Raw genomic sequence first — 19,383 nt, forward strand, 5'->3', positions numbered from 1 at the left:
AGTTCACGCAGCGCTACTTGAGCAACGGTGCCAGAAGCGGTAGCAGCCAGGGGAGGGTGATGGCGGTGAACAGGCCGTTGAGGCCCATCGCCAGCGCGGCGAAGGCGCCCGTTTGCTCGCTGAGCTGGAAGGCCCGCGCGGTGCCGATGCCGTGGGAGGCCAGGCCGAGGGCGAAACCGATGCTGGCGTCGTCCTTTACGCCGAGGCGGCGCAGGATGCCGTCGGCGAAGATCGCCCCGAAGATGCCGGTCAGGATCACGAACACCGCGGTCAGCGAGGCCAGCCCGCCGAGGCGTTCGGCGACACCCATCGCGATCGGCGTGGTGACGGATTTGGGCGCCAGGGAGATCACTGTCGGTGTGCTTGCCCCCAGCAAGGCGCCTATCGCGTAGGCAGACAGGCCGGCGGTCAGCGAGCCGACCACGAGCGCGATCAGCAGCGGTCCGCCCATCGCGAGCAGGCGCTTGAGCTGGGCGTGGAGGGGCACCGCCAGCGCAACGGTGGTCGGGCCGAGCAGGAAGTGCACGAACTGGGCGCCATCGAAGTAGCGTTGATAGGGCGTGCCGGTGACCAGCAGCAGGACGACCAGGATGCTCACCGACACCAGCACCGGATTGACCACCGGGTGCCCCTTGGCCTTGCGGTGCAGCGCTAGCGCCAGCAGATATACGGCCAGCGTCAAGGTCAGCCACAGCAGCGGCTGGGCGGACAGATAGACCCAGATCTCGGTCATGCTTTCCGGACTCATCGCGAGGCCTCCTGCTTGCGCTTGCGGGTCAGGAAGTGCAGCGTCAGGCCGGTGGCGGCCAGACCCAGCACGGTACTGGCAACCAGCGCGACGAGGATCGGCCCGGCTTCATCGAACAGGCGGGCGCCGTGGAGCATGACGCCGGTGCCGGCGGGGATGAACATCAGCGACAGGTTCTGCAGCAGGGTGCCAGAGGTTGTCCGCAGGGATTCGGAAGGGCCGCGGCGGGCGATCAGGTAGACCAGCAGCAGCCCCATGCCGATCACCGGGCCGGGAACCGGCAGGTGCAGTGCGACGCGAAGGGCCTCGCCGGCAAGTTGGAAGGCCAGCAGGAGAGCAAACGCAGCGATCATGGTTGGAGGCCTCCGGGCAAGCGAAGGGATGGCTTCAAGGATACAAGGTGCATCTGGCGGCGAGGAGCGGGAGCAAGATCTGCGGAGGCCGTTGCAGCGGGCATTCGTTTGCCCGCCGCTGTTGAAACGAAGTCCGTGGGTGAATCAACCGGCCCCACGAGGGCCGGGCATCGTTTGCCTATTTGTTGTTGCGGGCCCGGGTGGCAACGCGGGTCGCCTGCATGAAGTTGTCGTAGCGGTTTTCCGCTACCGCAAACCACTGCAGCTGGTCGTCGCGGAATTTCTTCCAGGCCTCGTAGATCCTGCGGAACTTGGCGTTCTTGGTGGCGATTTCGTCGTAGAGATCCAGCGCAGTCTTGAAGGCCGCCGCCATCACCTCGTTGGGGAAGGGGCGCAGCTGGGTGCCCGAGCCGACCAGTTGCTTGAGGGCGGCGGGGCTCTTGGCGTCGTAGCTGGCCTGCATCTCCGAGTGGGCGCGCAGGCAGGCGTCCTCGAGGATGGCCTGGTATTCCTTCGGCAGCGATGCCCAGTGCTTCATGTTCACGTAGATGGAGAGCTGCGGCCCGCCCTCCCACCAGCCCGGGTAGTAGTAATACTTGGCGACCCGGTTGAAGCCGAGCTTGAGATCGTCGTAGGGGCCGACCCACTCGGCGGCGTCGATGGTGCCTTTTTCCAGGGCCGGGTAGATGTCGCCGCCCGGGATCTGTTGCGGCACCACGCCCAGCTTGGCCAGCACCTGGCCGGTGATGCCGCTGATGCGGAACTTGAGGCCCTTGAGGTCGTCGAGGGACTTGATCTCCTTGCGGAACCAGCCGCCCATCTGGGTGCCGGTGTTGCCGCAGGGGATCAGGTGGATGTTGTAGTCGCGGAAGAACTCGCGCATCAGCTCCAGGCCGCCGCCGCTGAGCATCCATGCCGTTTGCTGGCGGCTGTTGAGGCCGAAGGGCAGGCAGGTGTCGAAGGCGAACGTGGGGTCCTTGCCGACGTAGTAATAGGACGCCGTGTGGCCGATCTCGACGGTGCCGTCCTTGACCGCGTCGAGCACGCCTGGGCCGGGCACGATCTCGTTGGCGGCGAAGAGCTGGATCTGGAACTTGCCGCCGGTGGCCGCCGCCACGTGCTTGGCCACCGATTCGGTGGCGCCGAAGATGGTGTCGAGGGTCTTGGGGAAGCTGGAGGCGAGCCGCCACTTGATGGTTGGCAGATCGGCTGCGACGGCTGGCGCCGCCGTGGCTGCAACGCCGGCCATGCCGGCGCCGGCATGCTTCAGGAAGGAACGTCTTTCCATGCTCGCGTCTCCTTGCTTGGGGCAGACCTGCCGGTCAGGCGCCGGCGACGGTCATGCGGTCCACCAGGATCGAACCGCAGTGCTTTGAGCCGCGCACCAGCACGTCGGAGCCGATTTCCTGGATGCCCATCAGCATGTTCTTGAGGTTGCCGGCGATGGTGATCTCATGCACCGGGTACTGGATCTTGCCGTTCTCCACCCAGAAGCCGGCGGCGCCGCGAGAGTAGTCGCCGGTCACGTAATTGACGCCGTGACCGAGCAGTTCGGTGACGAGCAGGCCGCGGTCCATCTGCTTGATGAGGCCCTCCAGGTCGTATTGGCCGGGCTTGACCAGCAAGTTGTGGCTGCCGCCGGCGTTGCCGGTGGTCTGCATGCCCAGCTTGCGCGCCGAGTAGGTGCTGAGGAAGTAGCCCTGCAGCACGCCGTCGATGATGATTTCGCGATCCTGCGTGGCCACGCCGTCGTCGTCGAAGGAGCTGCTGGCGAAGGCTTTGGCCAGGTGCGGGCGCTCGGAGATCTGGATGTGGGACGGGAAGACCTGCTTGCCCAGGCTGTCCAGCAGGAAGGACGACTTGCGATACAGCGCACCGCCGCTCACCGCGTGCACGAAGGCGCCGATCAGGCCGGCGGCCAGCGGGGCCTCGAACAAGACAGGCACCTCGCAGGTCGGGATCTGGCGGGCGCCGAGGCGGGCCAGCGAACGGCGGGCGGCGAAGGTGCCGATTTCTTCCGCATCGGCCAACTCGGACGGATCGCGCTTGGTGGAATACCAGTCGTCCCGCTGCATGTCGTCGCCCTCGCCGGCGATCACCGAGCAGGACAGGTAGTGGCGGGAGCTGGCGTAGCCTCCGAGGAAGCCGAGGCTGTTGGCCGAGATGAAGTGGGCTTCCTGCATCGATACGCTGGCGCCGTCGGAGTTGCGGATCTCCGGGCTCACCGCGAAGGCGGCGCGCTCGCACTTGCGGGCCAGTTCGATGGCCTCCTCGGTGGACAGCTTCCACGGGTGGTAGAGGTCGAAATCGGGGAACTCCCTGGCCAGCAGGGCCTCGTCGGGCAGGCCGGCGGCCGGGTCGGGGGCCGTGAAACGGGCGATCGACACGGCGGCGTCCACGGTGGACTTCAGGGCCTCTTTCGAGAAGTCGGAGGTGCTGGCGTAGCCGCGCTTCTGACCGTCGTAGATGGTGACGCCAACACCCTTGTCCCGGTTGTATTCGATGGTGTCCACCTCGTCGCGGCGGACCGTGACGGACTGGCCGAAGCCCTCCGAAACATCCACCTCGCAGGCCGTCGCGCCGCGCTTGCGGGCGAACTTGAGGATGTCTTCGGCGATGGTCTTGAGCTGATCCTGGGTGAAGCTGAAACGGTTGTCGGCCATGGCGATCCGGTTGGAGAGGGGCTAAAGGCTATAATCTTACCCTTCCCGAGCACTTCCTGCCCCCAGATGGCCCACTACAAATATCATCAAGACGAAGAAGACACCGGCCCCAGCAAGTCGGAGCTCAAGCGCGCCAGCCATGCCTTGCAGGATCTCGGCCAGGAACTGGTCGCCCTCGGCAAGGAGCGCCTGGCCAAGGTGCCGATGGACGAGGATCTGCGCGACGCGGTGAAGGACTACCAGCGCTTCCCGTCCCACGAAGCCAAGCGGCGCCAGCTGCAATACATCGGCAAGCTGATGCGCAATGTGGACCCGGAGCCGATCCGCGCCGCGCTGGACGCCTTCAAGGGCGTGTCGGCGGTCGAGACGGCCAAGATGCATCGCCTCGAAAACCTGCGCACCAAGCTGATCGAGGACGAAAAGACGCTCCACGACATCGCCGTCGCCCACCCGGGCGCCGATCTGCAGCAGCTCCGCGTACTGCGCCGCAATGCGATCAAGGAGAAAGAGCAGAACAAGCCGCCGCGTGCCTACCGGGAGTTGTTCCGGGTCCTGCGCGAGTTGGAGGAGGGTGAGCTACCCGACGAGAGCGGCGACGAGATGCAGACCCAGGCTGGAGACGAGGAATGAGCGAGGGCGTGAAGATCGGCCTGGTGTCCATCAGCGACCGGGCCTCGGGCGGTGTCTATGAAGACAAGGGCATCCCGGCGCTGCAGGACTGGCTGGGCAAGGCCCTCACCACGCCGTGGGAGGCGGTGACCCGCCTGATCCCGGACGATCAGCCGTCCATCGAGCAGACCCTGATCGAACTGTGCGACGAAGCAGGTTGTTCGCTGGTGCTGACCACCGGCGGTACCGGCCCGGCGCTGCGCGACGTGACGCCGGAAGCCACGCTGGCGGTGGCCCACAAGGTGATGCCGGGCTTCGGCGAGCAGATGCGTCAGGTCAGCCTGGCCTTTGTACCGACGGCGATCCTGTCCCGCCAAGTGGCGGTGGTCCGCGGCCAGAGCCTGATCATCAACCTGCCAGGCCAGCCGAAGGCCATCGCCGAGACCCTCGAAGGCCTCAAGGAGGCCGATGGGCAGCAGAAGGTGCATGGCATCTTCGCTGCCGTGCCCTACTGCATCGATCTGATCGGGGGCCCCTACATCGAGACCGACGAGGCCGTCGTCAAGGCCTTCCGCCCCAAGTCGGCGATCCGTCCGAAGTAAAGCACTGAGGAGGTGGAAGGGCCTGTGAGAGGCCCTTTTTCGGCTGAACTGCCACGGAGCGCTCTGGCGCGTTAGTGGGGGTCGGTTTGTGGTTCCCCAAGTAGCCTTGAGAGAGGGGGGACCAGGCGTACGAGTTCTTCGCGGACCGGATGCCCGGACCGGCGCAGCGTCCAGATGTAACCACAGGCGGCCAGCGAGGATGCACTTGCCAGATGCAGGAAGGCGGAGGGCTGCCAGTAGCCTGTACGAATTGCAATCTCCAGGATGCCCGTTGCGGCGAGAGTTCCCGGAATCAGTTTGTAGCTGGGCAGAACGGCGGCAATCAGTGCTTGGTGTGAAAGGCCGTAGTGCGCGCGAAGGGCATATCCGAAGGACAGGAAGTGAATGCACGAGGCAATCGGCAGCAGACAAGCAACGGTGTGCAGATCCAGCCGGACGGATAGGCACAGAATGGCCAGAATACTGGTTTGGCTGATGGCCTCGGCGCGGAGCACCGTGCTGGCGTGACCGCCGGCGATGAGTGCATTGGACGCAAATTCAGTGGGGGTCCGGACGATTTGATAGAGGCAGAGATATAAGGCCAGAGCCCCGGCGTCCTGCCACTGCTGACCGAAGAAGAAGAGGATCATCGGCTGTGCGAGTATTGCCAAGGTGCTCAGCAAGGGCACGGTGATGCCGGTAATGAGGCGCATTGCATCGGCATACATGTCCGCCGGATTCTTGCCGTCCCGAATGCCTTGGGCAAACGCGGGAAGAAAGATCTGCCGGACGATGTCGTTGACCTTGCCCAGCAGCATGTTGTTGAGGCTCGATGCGCGGCTGAAAATGGCGACGGCGGTGAAGCCGAGGGTCTTGCCGAGAATCAGGTCGGGGCCGCTGACACCCAGCTCGCCAACCAGAGAGCCAGCACTCGATTTGCTGCCGAATGAAAGCACCGTGGCGAGGCCTCGGCGTGTCGGTGTAAGCAGGGCTATTTCGGGTTTCATGCAGGACATCAGGATGACGTTTGCGGCGTTGCCTGCAATGGACCCCCACGCCATGCTCATGTAGCTTTCGCCGGCCAAGGCTGTGCCCACGGTCACCCCAACCTGCACAACTGAATTCATTACGCTGACGATGGCCAATCGGTCGAAGCGCATCTCCCGCTTGAGCATCGACATGATGGGGGAGCCGAAAGGCAGGATGAGGAAATTGATGGCCAGGGTTGCAAATACGGTTTCCAGGCCGTGGTGCTTGAAGAAGGCGGCCAGGGGAACGCGCAGCGAAAATAGAATCAGGGCCATGGACCACGAGATCAGGAGCATCACCGTGAAGCCTGCTCGCAGGTGATCGCGGGTGATCTCCTTGAGTTGCACGAAATACTGCCCCACACCGAAATCGCGCAGGATGTGAGTGTAGGAAATGACGGACACGGCCACTGAGAAGACGCCGATTTCCTCAGGGGTGAGGATACGCGATACGACGACCACGCTGATCAACGAAAGGATGAAGCTGGCCACGGTGGCGAGGGTCGTGAATCGTACTGCTTGGCGGACGCTCATGAAGTCTTGATTGGGGGTAAACCGGAACGAGGTCGTTGGGGGGCGATGCCACCGCTGGATTGAACCGGAGAGAGACTGCTCTACGGGCCCCGTTTTCGATGGGCGATATGCCAGCTGCGGTACGTGTGCTGATCGCGCCGGATTATCGCCCAATATCCTGTCCGGGTTTGTGATGTTTGCCTGAATTCGCTGCAGGCTGTGCTGGGGATCTCTTCGTGCTTGCAGGGTGAGTTCGGCGGGGTGAATCTCAGTGGGACTGGAAGATCCGGATGACCTTGCCCGTGGGGCCGTGTGCAGGCTGGTAGCCGCCGGCCAGTTGCTTGCGGCGTTCCTGCTCACGCCACCAAGCGCGCAGGCCGAGGAGGACGGCGGTGATGGCGGCGTAGATCAGCGGCTGGGTGATGTCCTTCTTGACCAGCCACCAGAAGTGCACGCAGCCCATCACCGCGATCGGGTAGATGGCCCGGTGCAGGGCCTGCCAGCGGCGCCCGCCGAGCCTGCGAATGGCCGCGTTGAAGGACGTGGCGGCCAGCGGCGTCATCAGCACCAGCGCGGCGAAACCGACGGTGATGAAGGGGCGCTTGAGGATGTCCTTGGCGATGGCGTGCCAGTCGAAGAACTGGTCCAGCCACACGTAGGTGAGGAGGTGCGTCACGCCGTAGGCGAAGGCGAACAGCCCGAGCATGCGGCGCAGGCGCACCAGCCAGTGCCAGCCCGAGTATTTGCGCAGCGGCGTCACACATAGGGTGATCAGCAGGAAGCGCAGCGTCCACTCGCCGGTGGCGCGGGTCAGCGCCTCGATCGGGTTGGCGCCCAGCGTATCCATCTCCAGTCCGCGCCACAGCAGGAAGGCGGGTAACAGGCAGAGGACGAACAGGGCCGTCTTGATGGCGCCGAGTTGGGGGTTGGTCGGGGTCATGGTGGTCGTTTCTTGTAGTGTTCAGAAAAAGCGGCGCAGGTCCATGCCGGTGTACATTGAGGCGACCTGGTCGGCGTAGCCGTTGAACATCAGCGTCTTGCGCTTGGAGAACTCGCCGATGCGTCGCTCAGTGGCCTGGCTCCAGCGCGGGTGGTCCACCTCCGGATTCACGTTGGAGTAGAAGCCGTACTCGCTCGGTCCGGCCTTCATCCAGGCGGTGACCGGCTGTTTCTCGGTGAGGCGCAGCGTCACCAGGGACTTGGCACCCTTGAAGCCGTACTTCCACGGCACCACCAGTCGGATCGGCGCGCCATTCTGGACCGGCAGAACCTCGCCGTACAACCCGACTGCCAGCAAGGTCAGCGGATGGCGGGCCTCGTCGATGCGCAGGCCTTCGTTGTAGGGCCAGTCGAGCACCCCGTGGGTCATGGTGCTTTTGTCGTAATGGGATACGAACTCCACGTACTTGGCGCTGCCCTGGGGCTCCACCAGCTTGAGCAGGCTGGCCAGCGGAAAGCCTACCCAGGGGATGACCATCGACCAGCCCTCCACGCAGCGCATTCGGTAGATACGCTCCTCCAGCGGGGCGAGCTTGAGCAGTTCGTCGATACCGAAGGTGCGTGGCTTGTTCACCAGCCCCTCGACGCGCAGCGTCCACGGTGCGGGCTTGAGGCGGCGGGTGTTCTCGGCCGGGTCGGCCTTGTCGGTGCCGAGTTCGTAGAAGTTGTTGTAGGTGGTGACGGCCTTGTAGGGGGTCGGCGTCTCACCGATGCTGTAGGGGCTCTTGGTCAGCGGGCCGAGGCTCTGGCCGGCGGCGCGGGCCAGGCTGGCGGGCAGGGCTGCCGCCAAGGCGAGGGCGGTGGACTGGGTCAGGAAGCGGCGCCGGTCATGGTACAGCTCGGATGAGGTGATTTCGGAGGGCAGGATGTCGATGGGGCGGCGGATCAGCATGGCAGCGTGTCCATTGTGATTATTCGTGATGATGTAGACGGAGCAGGAACGCAAAAATTACAGTGCCGCACGCGGAGGTGATCTTCATCCGCGCCGGGCGCCGGTGGGCACGGCATCAATCACCCATCGGGTGCCGGCCAGCCCTTCGACCTAGCCGTCACCGTTGAGTTGCCGGTAGACCGTGCTGGCGATCGGCAGCAACGCGTCGCGCGGGAGCTTGCCGGAGAGGGCGTAGGCCTGGCGACCGTCTATCCAGTAGAACGTGGAGACGCCGTCCTGGTGGGCGAAGCGGAAAGCGGTGGCGCTGCTGTCCTGATTGTCGGCGCACACGTACAGCGTGAGGCGTTGGCCGCCGCTGTCCTCATACATCAGCAGTGCACCGGGGCCGTTGTCGGCGGTGATCAGGCGTCCGCCAACCAGGTGGAAGCCTTCGGCCGCCAGTTTGGGAGCGCGCAGTGCATGACCCAGGCGCTTCGACAGCCAGGCGGTCAGGTGCGCCTCCTGGTCGGCACCGACTTCCACTGGGTGGCGCACTTCAGGCGTGAACACCGCGTGGGCGACGGCTGCCCGTTGCGGCAGGCTGGTCAGGGCGGGTGGGGCAGCGTTGAGGGCGAGTTGGCGGTCGGCCATGATGCCGACCCCGATGCCCACGACGAGCCAAGCCGCTGCGATGGCCGCCTGACGGAAGGGCTTGTGGCGCTGTGTTTTCAGGCGGGCGGTGATGGTGTGGGGGATCGCGGCGTCGAGCTGGCGATCGTAGGCCGCATGCAGCAGGGCCTTCTGGCCGCGCCAGGTTTCGACGCTGGCCTGGTCATCCGGGGCTGTTGCGAGGTGGGCGGCGACCCGCATCGAATCCGTGGCGGATAATTGCCCGTCCACGTAGGCGTGTAGTTGGTCCTTGCTGACGTGCTCCTTGTTCATTTCACAACCTTCAGATGCACTGGCCGGTCCTCGCCGGCCAGGATGGCGCGCAGCCGCTCGCGGGCGCGGGACAGGCGCGACATGACGGTTCCCTGTGGAATGCCCAGGACGCGGGCAGTGTCGGCATAGCTGAGTTCCTCCAACCCGACCAGCAGCAGAATCTCCCGCTGCTCGGGGGGCAGGCGGCTCAGGGCGCGATCCAGGTCACGCACCTCCAGTTCATCCTGTTGTTGGGGGCGTACCGGAATGGCAGGGGTGTCGTCGTCCAGGGTGACGAGGGCGGGCCGCTTGCGCAGCTGGTTCAGAAAGACGTGGTGCATCATGGTCAGCAGCCAGGCCCGCAGATTGCCCGGCCGCCACAGCAGCCATTTGCCGAGGGCCCGCTCCAGGGTGTCCTGCAGCAGATCGTCGGCGTCCGCCTCGTTGCCGGTCAGCGCCCGTGCGTAGCGGCGCAGGCGCGGGATCTCGGCGAGGATGGCGTGCTCGGCGGACATCGGGCGTGGAGCTGCTTACGGGCGGGCGATGTGCCACTGGTTGTTGAGGAAGCCGTCTCCGCTGGTGTCGCCGGGCTTCTGGTCCTTGCTCCAGGTATAGAGCGGCCGGCCCTTGTAGGCCCACTGGCGGCGTCCGTCGTCACGGCCGACGACGCTCCAGTCGCCGCGGGCCTGGTCCTTTTCACTGGCCAGCAGCGGCGGCCAGTTGGTGGCGCAGGGGCCGTTGCAGACGCTCTTGCCGCTGCCGGCGGCGTCCTTGTCGAAGACGTAGAGGGTCATGCCCTGGGCGTCGGTGAGCATGCCGTAGCGGCTCTGGGCCGGCGAGGTGTCGTGCATGCTGGCACAGGCGCCGAGGGTGATGGAAAGGCTGGTGGCGAGTAGCAGTTTGTTCATGGCCGTGTCTCCGTGTTGTGTGGCTGGGTAGCGTTTAAACAGTACGCGTGGGTCGTTTATTCCAGGACCGCAAAAACAAATTCGCCTTTCCCCGGCATGGGCGCCGCGGTGCGCCGCCGCATGGTTTGCGCCTAGCAGCGGCCGAGCCGACTCTGCTAAACTCGCCGCCTGTCCAAGGTTCTTGCATGTAGCGGCCGGCGAGGGCGACAGTCCTCGCGACAGCGTTCTGCGAGCCTTCTTCCACCTGTTTTGAAAGCCTGATCCCGGATTCCAATGCGCATCCTGTTGAGCAACGACGACGGTTATTTCGCTCCTGGCCTGCATGCCCTTGCGGCAGCCCTGTCTGAAGTCGGGAAGGTCACCGTGGTTGCTCCGGAGCGGGATCGCAGCGGCGCCAGCAACTCCCTGACCCTCGATCGCCCCTTGTCCCTGCGCAAGGCGGCCAGCGGTTTCCATTACGTCAATGGTACGCCTACCGACTGCGTGCATCTTGCCGTCACCGGCATGCTGGACGAGTTGCCGGACATGGTCGTGTCGGGGATCAACCACGGCGCCAACATGGGCGACGACACGATCTATTCCGGTACCGTTGCCGCTGCCACCGAGGGGTTCCTGCTGGGTGTTCCGTCCATCGCCATTTCCCTGGTCGCCAAGGGCGCTTCGGATTTCTCCGGTGCAGCGAGGGTGGCTCGTGAGCTGGTGGAGCGTTTCCAGCAGGAGCCGATCGGTATCCCTGCGTTGCTCAACGTGAACGTTCCCGATTTGCCTTACGACCAGATCAAGGGCATTCAGGTCACACGCCTGGGCAAGCGCCACAAGGCCGAGCCCACCGTCAAGTCGGTGACGCCGCGCAACGAGACCGTGTATTGGGTCGGCGCGGTTGGCGCGGCTCAGGATGCCGGAGATGGCACCGATTTCCATGCAGTGGCCAATGGCTATGTGTCCATTACGCCATTGCAGATCGATCTGACCCATCAGGGGCAGATTTCAACCGTACGCGGCTGGCTGGGCAAATGAGCAGCGAAGTGCTGCGCGCCGCGTTGCAGACCACTTTGCGGGCGCGGACCCGGATGGTCGAGCGGATCAAGGAACAGGGGGTACGCGACGAGCGCGTGCTGGCCGCCATGATGGCCGTGCCGCGCCATCTCTTCGTCGAGGAGGCGCTGGCTTCGCGGGCCTATGAAGACACGGCACTGCCTCTTGGCCTGCAGCAGACCATCTCTCAGCCCTTCGTTGTCGCGCGCATGATCGAATTGTTGATGGCTGGCCGCGAACTCGGCAAGACCCTGGAGGTCGGAACCGGGTGTGGCTACCAGGCTGCCGTGCTGTCGCAGTTGGCCACGGAAGTCTATTCGGTGGAGCGACTGCGCCCCTTGCTCGACCGTGCCCGTAACAACCTGCGTTACCTGCGTCGTCCCAACCTGCGCCTGAAACATGCCGATGGTAGTGTGGGGCTGAAGGAGGCCGCGCCCTACGACACAATCATCGTCGCTGCGGCGGCGCCGAAGGTGCCGCCGGCACTGGTTGAGCAACTGGCTGAAGGCGGCCGGCTGATTCTTCCGGTCGGTTCAGGGGAGCAGGTGCTGGTGCTGATCGAGCGAACGGCTCGCGGCATCCGAGAAACACGCCTCAGCGCGGTGCGCTTCGTACCCCTGCTGCCCGGCACAGAATGATTTATGCATAACCAATGATGTTGTCCCGCGTTTGTACCAGTAGTCTCCTGATCACCCTGCTGCTGGCCGGGTGCGCCACCAAATCGCCTGCACCGGTTGCGGAGCGCACGACGCGTCCTGCGGGCTCCGTGCCGGAAAAGACTGAAACCCCGGTGCCGCCGCCGCAACCCAAGGTGGCACGGCCGGGGTACTACATCGTCAAGCCGGGCGATACGCTGATCCGTATTGCACTCGATAACGGGCAGAACTACCGGGACATCGCCGCCTGGAGCGGGCTTGAGAACCCCAATCTGATTGAGGTCGGGCAGGAACTCCGTGTGCGTCCGCCCGAGTCCGGTGCCGTGACGCGTCCAGTGACCTCGTCTGGTGTCGACGTGCGTCCGGTTGCCACCAACGGTGCTGCAGCTTCCGCGGCTGCGGTGGGCAGTGACGGCGTCCGCCGGGAGCCGAAGGGCGGCAAGGTCGCGTATTCCGAGCAGGCTTGGGCACAGGCCCAGAAGCAGGAGGCGCCGATCGTCGTGGCCAAGGTCGAACCGCGGCCGGATGTTGCCAAGCCTGAAAGTGCAAAGCCGGAGGCGGCGGTCAAGGCGGAAACCAAGCCCGAGCCCAAGGAAGAGAAAAAGCCCGAGCCAGCCAAGCCGACGTCCGCTGCAAGCGGCGATGATGGCAAGATAGACTGGGCCTGGCCGGCTGCTGGCAAGGTCATCGCCGGCTTCAACGAAACCTCGAGCAAGGGCGTCGATCTGGCCGGCAAGACCGGTGACCCCGTCCTTGCGGCAGCCAGTGGCCGCGTCGTTTATGCGGGTACGGGTTTGCGCGGTTACGGCAAACTCGTTATCGTTAAGCATGACAATAACTTCCTGAGCGCATACGCCCACAACCAGAACCTGCTGGTCAAGGAAGGGCAGGCGGTGAGCAAGGGACAGAAGATTGCCGAACTGGGCGACACCGATAGTGATCGCCCGAAGCTGCACTTCGAGATCCGGAAGCAGGGCAAGCCAGTCGATCCAGGCAAGTTCCTGCCCTCGCGCTGAGTACCGCAAGGGGCTGGGCAGGGTCGAACGGTGCGCTGATATGAAAGACTATAGTCGCCGGGCATCACCCTTGCTGAACTTTGGGTGAGTACTGGCAGGAGGCGCTGCATGAACTGTTGTCTCCCAGAGTGTCTCCCCACGGTTCAGAGAGGGCTCCATGTACGATCCGGCCGTTCCTGAGGAACTCGAAAGTCCCGAGCAGGACCTGCCCCCGGAGGTCGAGGCCTTTCTCGAAGTCCCGGCGCAGTCCCCCGACACAGAATTCCTGGGTGATGTCACCCAGCTGTATCTCAACGAAATCGGTGCCAATCCGCTGTTGACCGCGGATGAGGAGCTGTCGCTGTCCCGCCGGGTCCGGCAGGGGGATTTCGTGGCCCGGCAGACGATGATCGAGCGTAACCTGCGTCTGGTCGTCAATATCGCCAAGCACTACCTCAACCGCGGCATCCCGCTGCTCGATCTGGTGGAGGAGGGCAATCTCGGCCTCATCCACGCGCTCGAGAAGTTCGATCCCGAGCGGGGCTTCCGCTTCTCCACTTATGCGACGTGGTGGATCCGCCAGAACATCGAGCGGGCGATCATGAACCAGTCGCGCACGATCCGCCTGCCGGTGCATGTGGTTAAGGAGCTCAACCAGGTGCTGCGCTGCCAGCGCCAGCTCGAAGCGGCCAGCAACGGCGACACCACCATCGAGGACGTGGCCCGCCAGCTGGGGCGGCCGGTGGAGGATGTGCGGGCGATCCTGGCCCTCAACGAGCACACGGCCTCGCTGGATGCGCCGCTGGATATCGATCCAACCCTGTCCATCGGCGAATCCCTGGCAGACGACGATGCCGAGACGCCGGATGTACAGATCCAGGATCTCGAAGTGGAGACCCTCGTGCGCGAGTGGATCGGCCAGCTCAGCGAAAAGCAGCGCATGGTGATCCGCCACCGTTACGGTATCGACGAGTGCGAGGTGCAGACGCTGGAGGAGCTGGCCGATAGCCTAGAGCTGACCCGCGAGCGGGTGCGCCAGATCCAGCTCGAAGCGCTTGGCCAGTTGCGCCGCATCATCAAGCGGCGTGGCGTCTCGAAGGATGTGCTTCTCTAGTCCGGGGCGGTGGGCGGAATGCCGGCCAACCGCCGCGGCGTTCCGCCAACTCATCTCCCGTCAGGATTGAAACCCATGAGCGAAACCGTTCGCGTCTATCACAATGCCCGCTGTTCCAAGAGCCGCTCCGCCTGCACCTTGCTGCAGGAAAAGGGCGTTGCACTGGAAATCGTCGAATACCTCAAGACCCCGCCGAGCCGGGCCGAGCTGGCTGAACTGGTCAGGAAGCTGGGTGTGCCGGCCGAAAGCATCGTGCGTACCGGCGAGGACATCTACAAGTCCGACTACAAGGGACGCGCGCTCAGCGAGGACGAGTGGCTGGACGCGCTGGTGGCGCATCCCATCCTCATCGAGCGGCCGATCGTCGTGTGCGGTGAGTGGGCCGTGGTCGGCCGGCCGCCGGAAAAGGTGCTGGAATTGTTCTAATGCAAGAGCCGGGGGTGAGTTCATTCGCCCCCGGCTCCAGCTTCAGGCGTCAGCGCTTGTTCGCGAGAGTGGTCTCGCGGGCGGCCTTCACCGCCTCGCCGAGTTGGAACACCGACATCGCGTAGAAGCTGCTGCGGTTGTAGCGGGTGATTACGTAGAAGTTCTGGTAGCCGAGCCAGTATTCGCTGCTTTCGCCGGGAGTGACGAGCTCGACGAAGGCGGCCTTGTTGGTAGGCATTTCGCCGCTGCTGGCCTTCACACCATGGCTGGCCAGCGTGGCCGGATCGAAGGCTGGATCCACGTCGTTGGCGATCAGTTCAGCGAGGTCAGCGCCCTGCGTCACGCTGGCGCGAAGGGCGATTGGGGCGCCGCTCTCCCAGCCGTGCATCTGCATGTAGCGGGCAACGCTGCCGATGGCATCCTTGGGGCTGTTGAGCAGGTCGATCTGGCCGTCGCCGTCGAAATCCACCGCGTAGTTGCGCACGCTGCTTGGCAGGAACTGGGGCAGGCCCAGCGCGCCGGCGTAGGAGCCCTGGTAGTCGAGCGGGTCGCGGTGCTGTTCGCGCGCCATCAGCAGCAGGTTTTCCAGTTCGCTGCGGAACAGCTCGGCGCGCCGAGGATAGTCGAAGGCCAGCGTGGACAGGGCCGACACCGCCTGGTAGTTGCCGGTGTTGCGGCCGTAGATGGTTTCCACGCCAATGATGCCGACGATGATCTCTTCCGGCACGCCGTACTTCTCGCTCGCCGCCTTGATGGTGTCCTGGTAACGATCCCAGAAAGCCACGCCAGCCTTGATGCGTACCGGCTCGATGAAACGGCCCCGGTAGCGCTGCCAGGAACGTACGCCAGGATCCTTTGGCGGCGAGATGGCCTTGATCACCGACGGTAGATACTGGGCGCGGCGGAAGATGTAGGTCAGCGCGTCCTTGTCGAAACCATGGCGTTGCTGCATCTCGGCGATGAATTGCTGGGTTTCGGGGCGGTCGGCGTAACGATCGGCGGCGTGGGCGGTTACCGACGCGAGGAGGCCGGCCAGAAGGGAGAGCGTCAGGTGCCGACGGAGGAGGGCTGTTTTCATCGAGGGTGGAAATGCTTGATGGCGTGCTTCAGGCGTTGGAGGGCTGCGGGGGCGATGCCGGCGGGGCCATAACGCAGACGGGCGTATTCGGTGGCGATGCGATTCACGGTGTCGGCAAGATCCGGCCGTAGTGTGGAGATCCTTTGGGCATAGTCTTGCGGGCTTTCCCAAGCCGCCCGCGGGAGACCCGCGGAGGAAAGGCGTTTGCAGAACGTCAACCAGTTGCGGTCCAGGGCGTCTGCCGCTGTGCGGCGCCGTAGCGCCCATGCGGTCAGCAGAGCCATGGCGACAGCGCAGGCACCAGCCATCAGGGCAGTGATCGTCTGCCAGTCGGCATCGGCTATGCCCATTCCGGAGAGCAGCGCTTTCTGGCGGGCCGGATTGTACCCGAGAACCCATTGATTCCAGCGGTTGTCCAGGGCATCCAGCTGGTTGCGCAATGTCCGCAGCCAGGCGAGATCACTGCGCGCCAGCAGCGGCAGGTGGCCGTCGTCCGGCAGGGCCGCGGCAAGGCCGCCGTCGATGCGGCGAGGGGCGCTGGCCGCGGTCGGGTCGATACGTTTCCAGCCCTGTCCCGCCAGCCAGACTTCGGCCCAGGCGTGGGCGTCGGATTGGCGGATCACCAGCGTACCGTCCACCGGGTTGAGTTCGCCGCCCTGGTAGCCGGTGACGACCCGCGCCGGGACGCCTGCCGCGCGCATGGTGATGACGAAGGCGGAGGCAAAGTGTTCGCAGAAGCCCTCTTTCGTGTCGAACAGGAAGTTGTCCGCGTCGTCACGGCCAAGCGGTTGTGGGTCGAGGGTGTAGCTCAGGCTGCGCCGACGGAAATCGGCGATGACTCGCTGGAGGATATCTCCGGCATCGCGGGCTTCCTGTCTGATGCGGACGCCGAGCGCCTGGGTACGTGGATTGCTGCCGGCGGGCAGTGCCAAGGCTTCGCGCAGTTCGCGAGGCGTGGCGTTGAGACCAACCGGAGTATGGGGATAGGACACCAGCGAGAGCCGGATCCGGCTGCGCACCGGTTCGGCCGACATCAGCTGGAAGTCGGTGCCATAGCGTAGGCCGGGGGCGTCGCCCGGGAAATCAAGGGCTAGCAGCCAGCGCTGATTGTGGGCTTCCAGCGTCAGTGTGTATGGGTAGGCGACGCCCTGGGCGGCATAGCTCGGGCGTGAGGCCATGTCGTTTCGGCCCGCGCGCCAACTGTGGCCGTCGAAGAGGTTGAGAACGGGGCCGCGCCAGTAGCGTTCCGAGGGCGGCGGCAGTTCACCGGTGAAGGCCGCTCTGAAGGCAATTTCACTGGATTCGCTCAAGCGCGCCACGTCACCCGGTGTCATGTTGTCCGACAGTCCGCTGACCCGGTTGTAGGCATCCGCCGGCAATCCCCATAGGGGGCCTTGTACGCGGGGAAACAGGACAAACAACACCAGCATCAGCGGAACGCCTTGCAGTGCCAGCCGCGCGGCGGAGGCGAGGCGCACCTTTGGCGCGAGGGGCGGCCCCTCCAGTGCCAACAGGCTACCGATGGCCGTCGTCGTGCCGAGCAGGGCGAGGGCCGCGATGAGCATGCCCTGTTGGTAAAGGAACTGGCCGGTCTGCATGAAGAAACACAGCAGCAGAACAACCCGTCCGTCACGACGGCTGTCGGTTTCGAGTAGCTTGAGGCTCAGCAGTCCCGCGAGGAAGGTAATGCCGGGATCCTTGCCAAACAGATGTCGGTACTCCAGCAAGACCAGGCCCACCACTAAGGTGCCGAGACTCAGCAAGACGAAACGGTGTGGCAAGCGGCCCTTGCCGGCAGCGATGGCGCCGCGCCATGCCAGCAGCAGGGCGCAAATGGCCGCCAAGGCAGGGGGAAGGTGCTCGACGTGGGGTGCCAGACTGATGGCCGCGCTGGCGATCAGCCAGCCGGCTTGGTCGGGGCGCAGGCCGGTTTCAGTCATGGTCAGGGCCGAATAGCGCCAGAGCGACGAGGCAGGCGTGCTTGTGGGGGGCGCCGTGGGCTGGACGAAGCATCGTGCCGGGAATCCGCAGACCATATTCGAGGCCGGCCTGCTCGGCGTCGATGACCCAGCGGGCCAGGCGGGACAGGCGGGCCTCGGTGTCCAGGCCGGCGGGCAGGGCCTGCCAGTCGAGCCAGATCGTGCTGCGCCCGCCGCCATCGAAAGTCTTGGTACGCCATGGGCCGCCCCGGGCCACGGCTTTCCAGGCCACGTGACGTGGTGAGTCGGCCGGCTGGTGATGGCGCAGACCGGCGAAGTCGTCCTGTCCGTGGCTGCGGGGGCTGTCGCCGGGGAGGTCGTCCAGGCCGTAGGGAAGGCCGGGGGCATGGGCGTCGGGCATCGGATAGACCAGTCCGCGCAGATCGGGCTGGAGTAGGCTCCAGGCGCGGATCAGACCGAGTGGATGCTGGGTCTCCAGGGTCAGGCGGGGGAGCTGAAGCCACCCGCGACGCGTAGTGGCTATAGCGACGTGCTGCAGGGCCTGGCCGGCCGCGGGCAGGTCGAAGCGTTCTGGCGTCGTGGCAGGCGTGATGCGTGTCGGTCGCAGTTGCAGTCCTATGCGGGGGCGTGTTGTCGGGTTGTTCAGCAGGACGCCGAAGTGCGCAGGGGCGCCGCAGAAAACCGGTTCGACGCGGCCAGGGGCAATGCTCAGATCGACCAGGTTGCGGAAGGCGTGGTGGATGCTCATCCAGGCGACGCCGCCGACCAGAAAAGTCAGGGCATAGCCCAGGCTCAGGGAATAGTTGATCGACGTCAACAGCATCACTGCGAGGGTGGCGCCGAGAGTGAGCCCAAAGCGCGTGGGCAGCACGAAGATGCGCCGTTGGCCCAGCAGGATAGGCGGTGCCTCCGGGGCGCTGACGCGGAACAGCCAGCGCTCGAAGGCCGTGTGCAGGGGGGCGAGCTTCATCCGGGCAGCGGCACCGCTTCGATCAGGCGACGTGCCAGTTGGTCGGGCAGCAGCGGAGCGTCGTCGGCTGCGCGCAGGCGGTGGCCGGCAACAGCTGGCAGGACGGCCTGCACATCTTCGGGCTGTACATGATCACGTCCGGCCAGCAGGGCCCACGCCCGGGCGGCCGCCAGCATGGCCAGGCCGGCCCGGGGCGACAATCCGATGGCAAAGCCCGGGCCCTGGCGGCTGTGGGCAAGGAGCGCCTGCACGTAATCGAGCAGACGGGGGGCGGCGTGAACCTGGCGTACGGCGGCAAACAGGCCGGCCAGTTCGTCGGCCTGGAGTTCGGGTTGCAGGCGCGCCAGCATCTCCCGGCGATCCTCCCCGGCAAGCAGCGCGCGTTCCGCGACGGGATCCGGATAGCCCATGGAGATGCGCATCAGGAAGCGATCGAGCTGGCTTTCCGGCAACGGAAAGGTACCGATCTGTTCGGCCGGATTCTGCGTGGCGATGACGAAGAAGGGCTCGGGCAGCGGCCAGGTGCGGCCTTCAGCACTGATCTGGCGTTCCTCCATGGCTTCGAGCAGGGCGCTCTGGGCCTTGGGCGTTGCGCGGTTGATCTCGTCGGCCAGCACCAGTTGGGAGAACACCGGGCCCGGATGGAAGCGGAAGGCGCCTTCCCGCTGGTCGAAGATCGACACGCCGACGATGTCGGCAGGCAGCATGTCGCTGGTGAACTGGATGCGCTGGAACTGCAGGCCTAGCACGCGGGCGAGGACGTGGGCCAAGGTCGTCTTGCCGACGCCCGGGATGTCCTCGATCAGCAGATGGCCGCGGGCCAACACGCAGGCAAGGGCGAGACGGACGGCATGTTCCTTGCCAAGAATGATCCTGCATGTGGCTTCGGCAAGTCGATTGGCAATCTGATGCGGCATGGGGCGGGCTTTTTTCAGGCTGGAGTTAAGGGGATAATGATTCCACAACAGCGCTCTC

At 65.1% G+C, this 19,383-nt stretch carries 21 protein-coding genes; 7 read left to right on the forward strand and 14 right to left on the reverse strand.

Annotated features, from left to right (window positions below; translation table 11 throughout):
- Window positions 1-13: 13 nt before the first annotated feature.
- The 4 genes from AC1PQG_RS06155 to pmbA form a co-directional block, all read right to left on the reverse strand.
- A complete protein-coding gene (locus AC1PQG_RS06155) occupies window positions 14-748 on the reverse strand; it encodes an LrgB family protein (RefSeq protein WP_481121735.1) in 735 nt (244 codons plus the stop codon).
- Window positions 745-1,101: a CidA/LrgA family protein gene (locus AC1PQG_RS06160; RefSeq protein WP_481121736.1), complete on the reverse strand. Its 357-nt coding sequence runs from the start codon at window positions 1,099-1,101 to the stop codon at window positions 745-747. The genes AC1PQG_RS06155 and AC1PQG_RS06160 overlap by 4 nt, the downstream gene beginning before the upstream one ends.
- Before the next feature lie 178 nt (window positions 1,102-1,279).
- Window positions 1,280-2,389, reverse strand: a complete 1,110-nt coding sequence (locus tag AC1PQG_RS06165; protein ID WP_481121737.1) for a TRAP transporter substrate-binding protein — start codon at window positions 2,387-2,389, stop codon at window positions 1,280-1,282.
- 34 nt (window positions 2,390-2,423) lie between these two features.
- Window positions 2,424-3,764 carry a metalloprotease PmbA gene (gene pmbA, locus AC1PQG_RS06170; RefSeq protein WP_481121738.1) on the reverse strand — a complete coding sequence of 447 codons (1,341 nt, stop codon included), beginning with the start codon at window positions 3,762-3,764 and terminating at the stop codon, window positions 2,424-2,426.
- Window positions 3,765-3,830: 66 nt separating this feature from the next.
- Here pmbA and yjgA point away from each other — a divergent pair, with 66 nt between their 5' ends.
- Window positions 3,831-4,394, forward strand: coding sequence for a ribosome biogenesis factor YjgA (gene yjgA / locus AC1PQG_RS06175; protein ID WP_481121739.1), 564 nt, complete (start codon window positions 3,831-3,833; stop codon window positions 4,392-4,394).
- On the forward strand, window positions 4,391-4,975 hold the full coding sequence (gene mog, locus AC1PQG_RS06180) for a molybdopterin adenylyltransferase (protein ID WP_481121740.1): 585 nt from the start codon (window positions 4,391-4,393) through the stop codon (window positions 4,973-4,975). Before yjgA ends, mog begins: the two co-directional genes overlap by 4 nt.
- A gap of 71 nt (window positions 4,976-5,046) precedes the next feature.
- Here mog and AC1PQG_RS06185 read toward each other — a convergent pair whose 3' ends face one another.
- The 6 genes from AC1PQG_RS06185 to AC1PQG_RS06210 form a co-directional block, all read right to left on the reverse strand.
- Window positions 5,047-6,516 carry an oligosaccharide flippase family protein gene (locus tag AC1PQG_RS06185; RefSeq protein ID WP_481121741.1) on the reverse strand — a complete coding sequence of 490 codons (1,470 nt, stop codon included), beginning with the start codon at window positions 6,514-6,516 and terminating at the stop codon, window positions 5,047-5,049.
- A gap of 247 nt (window positions 6,517-6,763) precedes the next feature.
- Window positions 6,764-7,435: a protein-methionine-sulfoxide reductase heme-binding subunit MsrQ gene (locus tag AC1PQG_RS06190; protein ID WP_481121742.1), complete on the reverse strand. Its 672-nt coding sequence runs from the start codon at window positions 7,433-7,435 to the stop codon at window positions 6,764-6,766.
- Between the two features lie 21 nt (window positions 7,436-7,456).
- Window positions 7,457-8,386 (reverse strand): protein-methionine-sulfoxide reductase catalytic subunit MsrP, encoded by a 930-nt coding sequence (gene msrP / locus AC1PQG_RS06195; protein ID WP_481121743.1) that lies wholly within the window; start codon window positions 8,384-8,386, stop codon window positions 7,457-7,459.
- 150 nt (window positions 8,387-8,536) lie between these two features.
- The gene (locus AC1PQG_RS06200; RefSeq protein ID WP_481121744.1) at window positions 8,537-9,307 is read right to left on the reverse strand and encodes an anti-sigma factor family protein; all 771 of its coding nucleotides are present in this window, start codon (window positions 9,305-9,307) and stop codon (window positions 8,537-8,539) included.
- On the reverse strand, window positions 9,304-9,801 hold the full coding sequence (locus AC1PQG_RS06205; RefSeq protein WP_481121745.1) for an RNA polymerase sigma factor: 498 nt from the start codon (window positions 9,799-9,801) through the stop codon (window positions 9,304-9,306). The genes AC1PQG_RS06200 and AC1PQG_RS06205 overlap by 4 nt, the downstream gene beginning before the upstream one ends.
- 15 nt (window positions 9,802-9,816) lie before the next feature.
- On the reverse strand, window positions 9,817-10,194 hold the full coding sequence (locus AC1PQG_RS06210) for a COG4315 family predicted lipoprotein (protein WP_481121746.1): 378 nt from the start codon (window positions 10,192-10,194) through the stop codon (window positions 9,817-9,819).
- A 273-nt stretch (window positions 10,195-10,467) separates the two neighbouring features.
- Here AC1PQG_RS06210 and surE point away from each other — a divergent pair, with 273 nt between their 5' ends.
- From surE to arsC, 5 genes are all read left to right on the forward strand, one after another.
- On the forward strand, window positions 10,468-11,211 hold the full coding sequence (surE, locus tag AC1PQG_RS06215) for a 5'/3'-nucleotidase SurE (protein ID WP_481121747.1): 744 nt from the start codon (window positions 10,468-10,470) through the stop codon (window positions 11,209-11,211).
- Complete coding sequence (locus AC1PQG_RS06220; RefSeq protein ID WP_481121748.1) at window positions 11,208-11,867, forward strand: protein-L-isoaspartate(D-aspartate) O-methyltransferase; 660 nt, start codon at window positions 11,208-11,210, stop codon at window positions 11,865-11,867. Before surE ends, AC1PQG_RS06220 begins: the two co-directional genes overlap by 4 nt.
- A gap of 14 nt (window positions 11,868-11,881) precedes the next feature.
- Window positions 11,882-12,901: a peptidoglycan DD-metalloendopeptidase family protein gene (locus AC1PQG_RS06225; protein WP_481121749.1), complete on the forward strand. Its 1,020-nt coding sequence runs from the start codon at window positions 11,882-11,884 to the stop codon at window positions 12,899-12,901.
- Window positions 12,902-13,058: 157 nt separating this feature from the next.
- Window positions 13,059-13,994: an RNA polymerase sigma factor RpoS gene (rpoS, locus tag AC1PQG_RS06230; RefSeq protein ID WP_481121750.1), complete on the forward strand. Its 936-nt coding sequence runs from the start codon at window positions 13,059-13,061 to the stop codon at window positions 13,992-13,994.
- A 75-nt stretch (window positions 13,995-14,069) separates the two neighbouring features.
- A complete protein-coding gene (gene arsC / locus AC1PQG_RS06235) occupies window positions 14,070-14,420 on the forward strand; it encodes an arsenate reductase (glutaredoxin) (protein WP_481121751.1) in 351 nt (116 codons plus the stop codon).
- Window positions 14,421-14,469: 49 nt separating this feature from the next.
- Here arsC and mltB read toward each other — a convergent pair whose 3' ends face one another.
- The 4 genes from mltB to AC1PQG_RS06255 are packed head-to-tail and all read right to left on the reverse strand — an operon-like array spanning window position 14,470 to window position 19,325.
- The gene (mltB, locus tag AC1PQG_RS06240; RefSeq protein ID WP_481121752.1) at window positions 14,470-15,498 is read right to left on the reverse strand and encodes a lytic murein transglycosylase B; all 1,029 of its coding nucleotides are present in this window, start codon (window positions 15,496-15,498) and stop codon (window positions 14,470-14,472) included.
- Window positions 15,495-17,438 carry a transglutaminase TgpA family protein gene (locus tag AC1PQG_RS06245; protein ID WP_481121753.1) on the reverse strand — a complete coding sequence of 648 codons (1,944 nt, stop codon included), beginning with the start codon at window positions 17,436-17,438 and terminating at the stop codon, window positions 15,495-15,497. Before AC1PQG_RS06245 ends, mltB begins: the two co-directional genes overlap by 4 nt.
- Window positions 17,431-18,408: a DUF58 domain-containing protein gene (locus AC1PQG_RS06250; RefSeq protein ID WP_481121754.1), complete on the reverse strand. Its 978-nt coding sequence runs from the start codon at window positions 18,406-18,408 to the stop codon at window positions 17,431-17,433. The genes AC1PQG_RS06245 and AC1PQG_RS06250 overlap by 8 nt, the downstream gene beginning before the upstream one ends.
- Window positions 18,405-19,325, reverse strand: a complete 921-nt coding sequence (locus AC1PQG_RS06255) for an AAA family ATPase (RefSeq protein WP_481121755.1) — start codon at window positions 19,323-19,325, stop codon at window positions 18,405-18,407. The genes AC1PQG_RS06250 and AC1PQG_RS06255 overlap by 4 nt, the downstream gene beginning before the upstream one ends.
- Between the last annotated feature and the right edge of the window lie 58 nt (window positions 19,326-19,383).

The organism is Zoogloea sp. GDB6 (assembly GCF_056724105.1).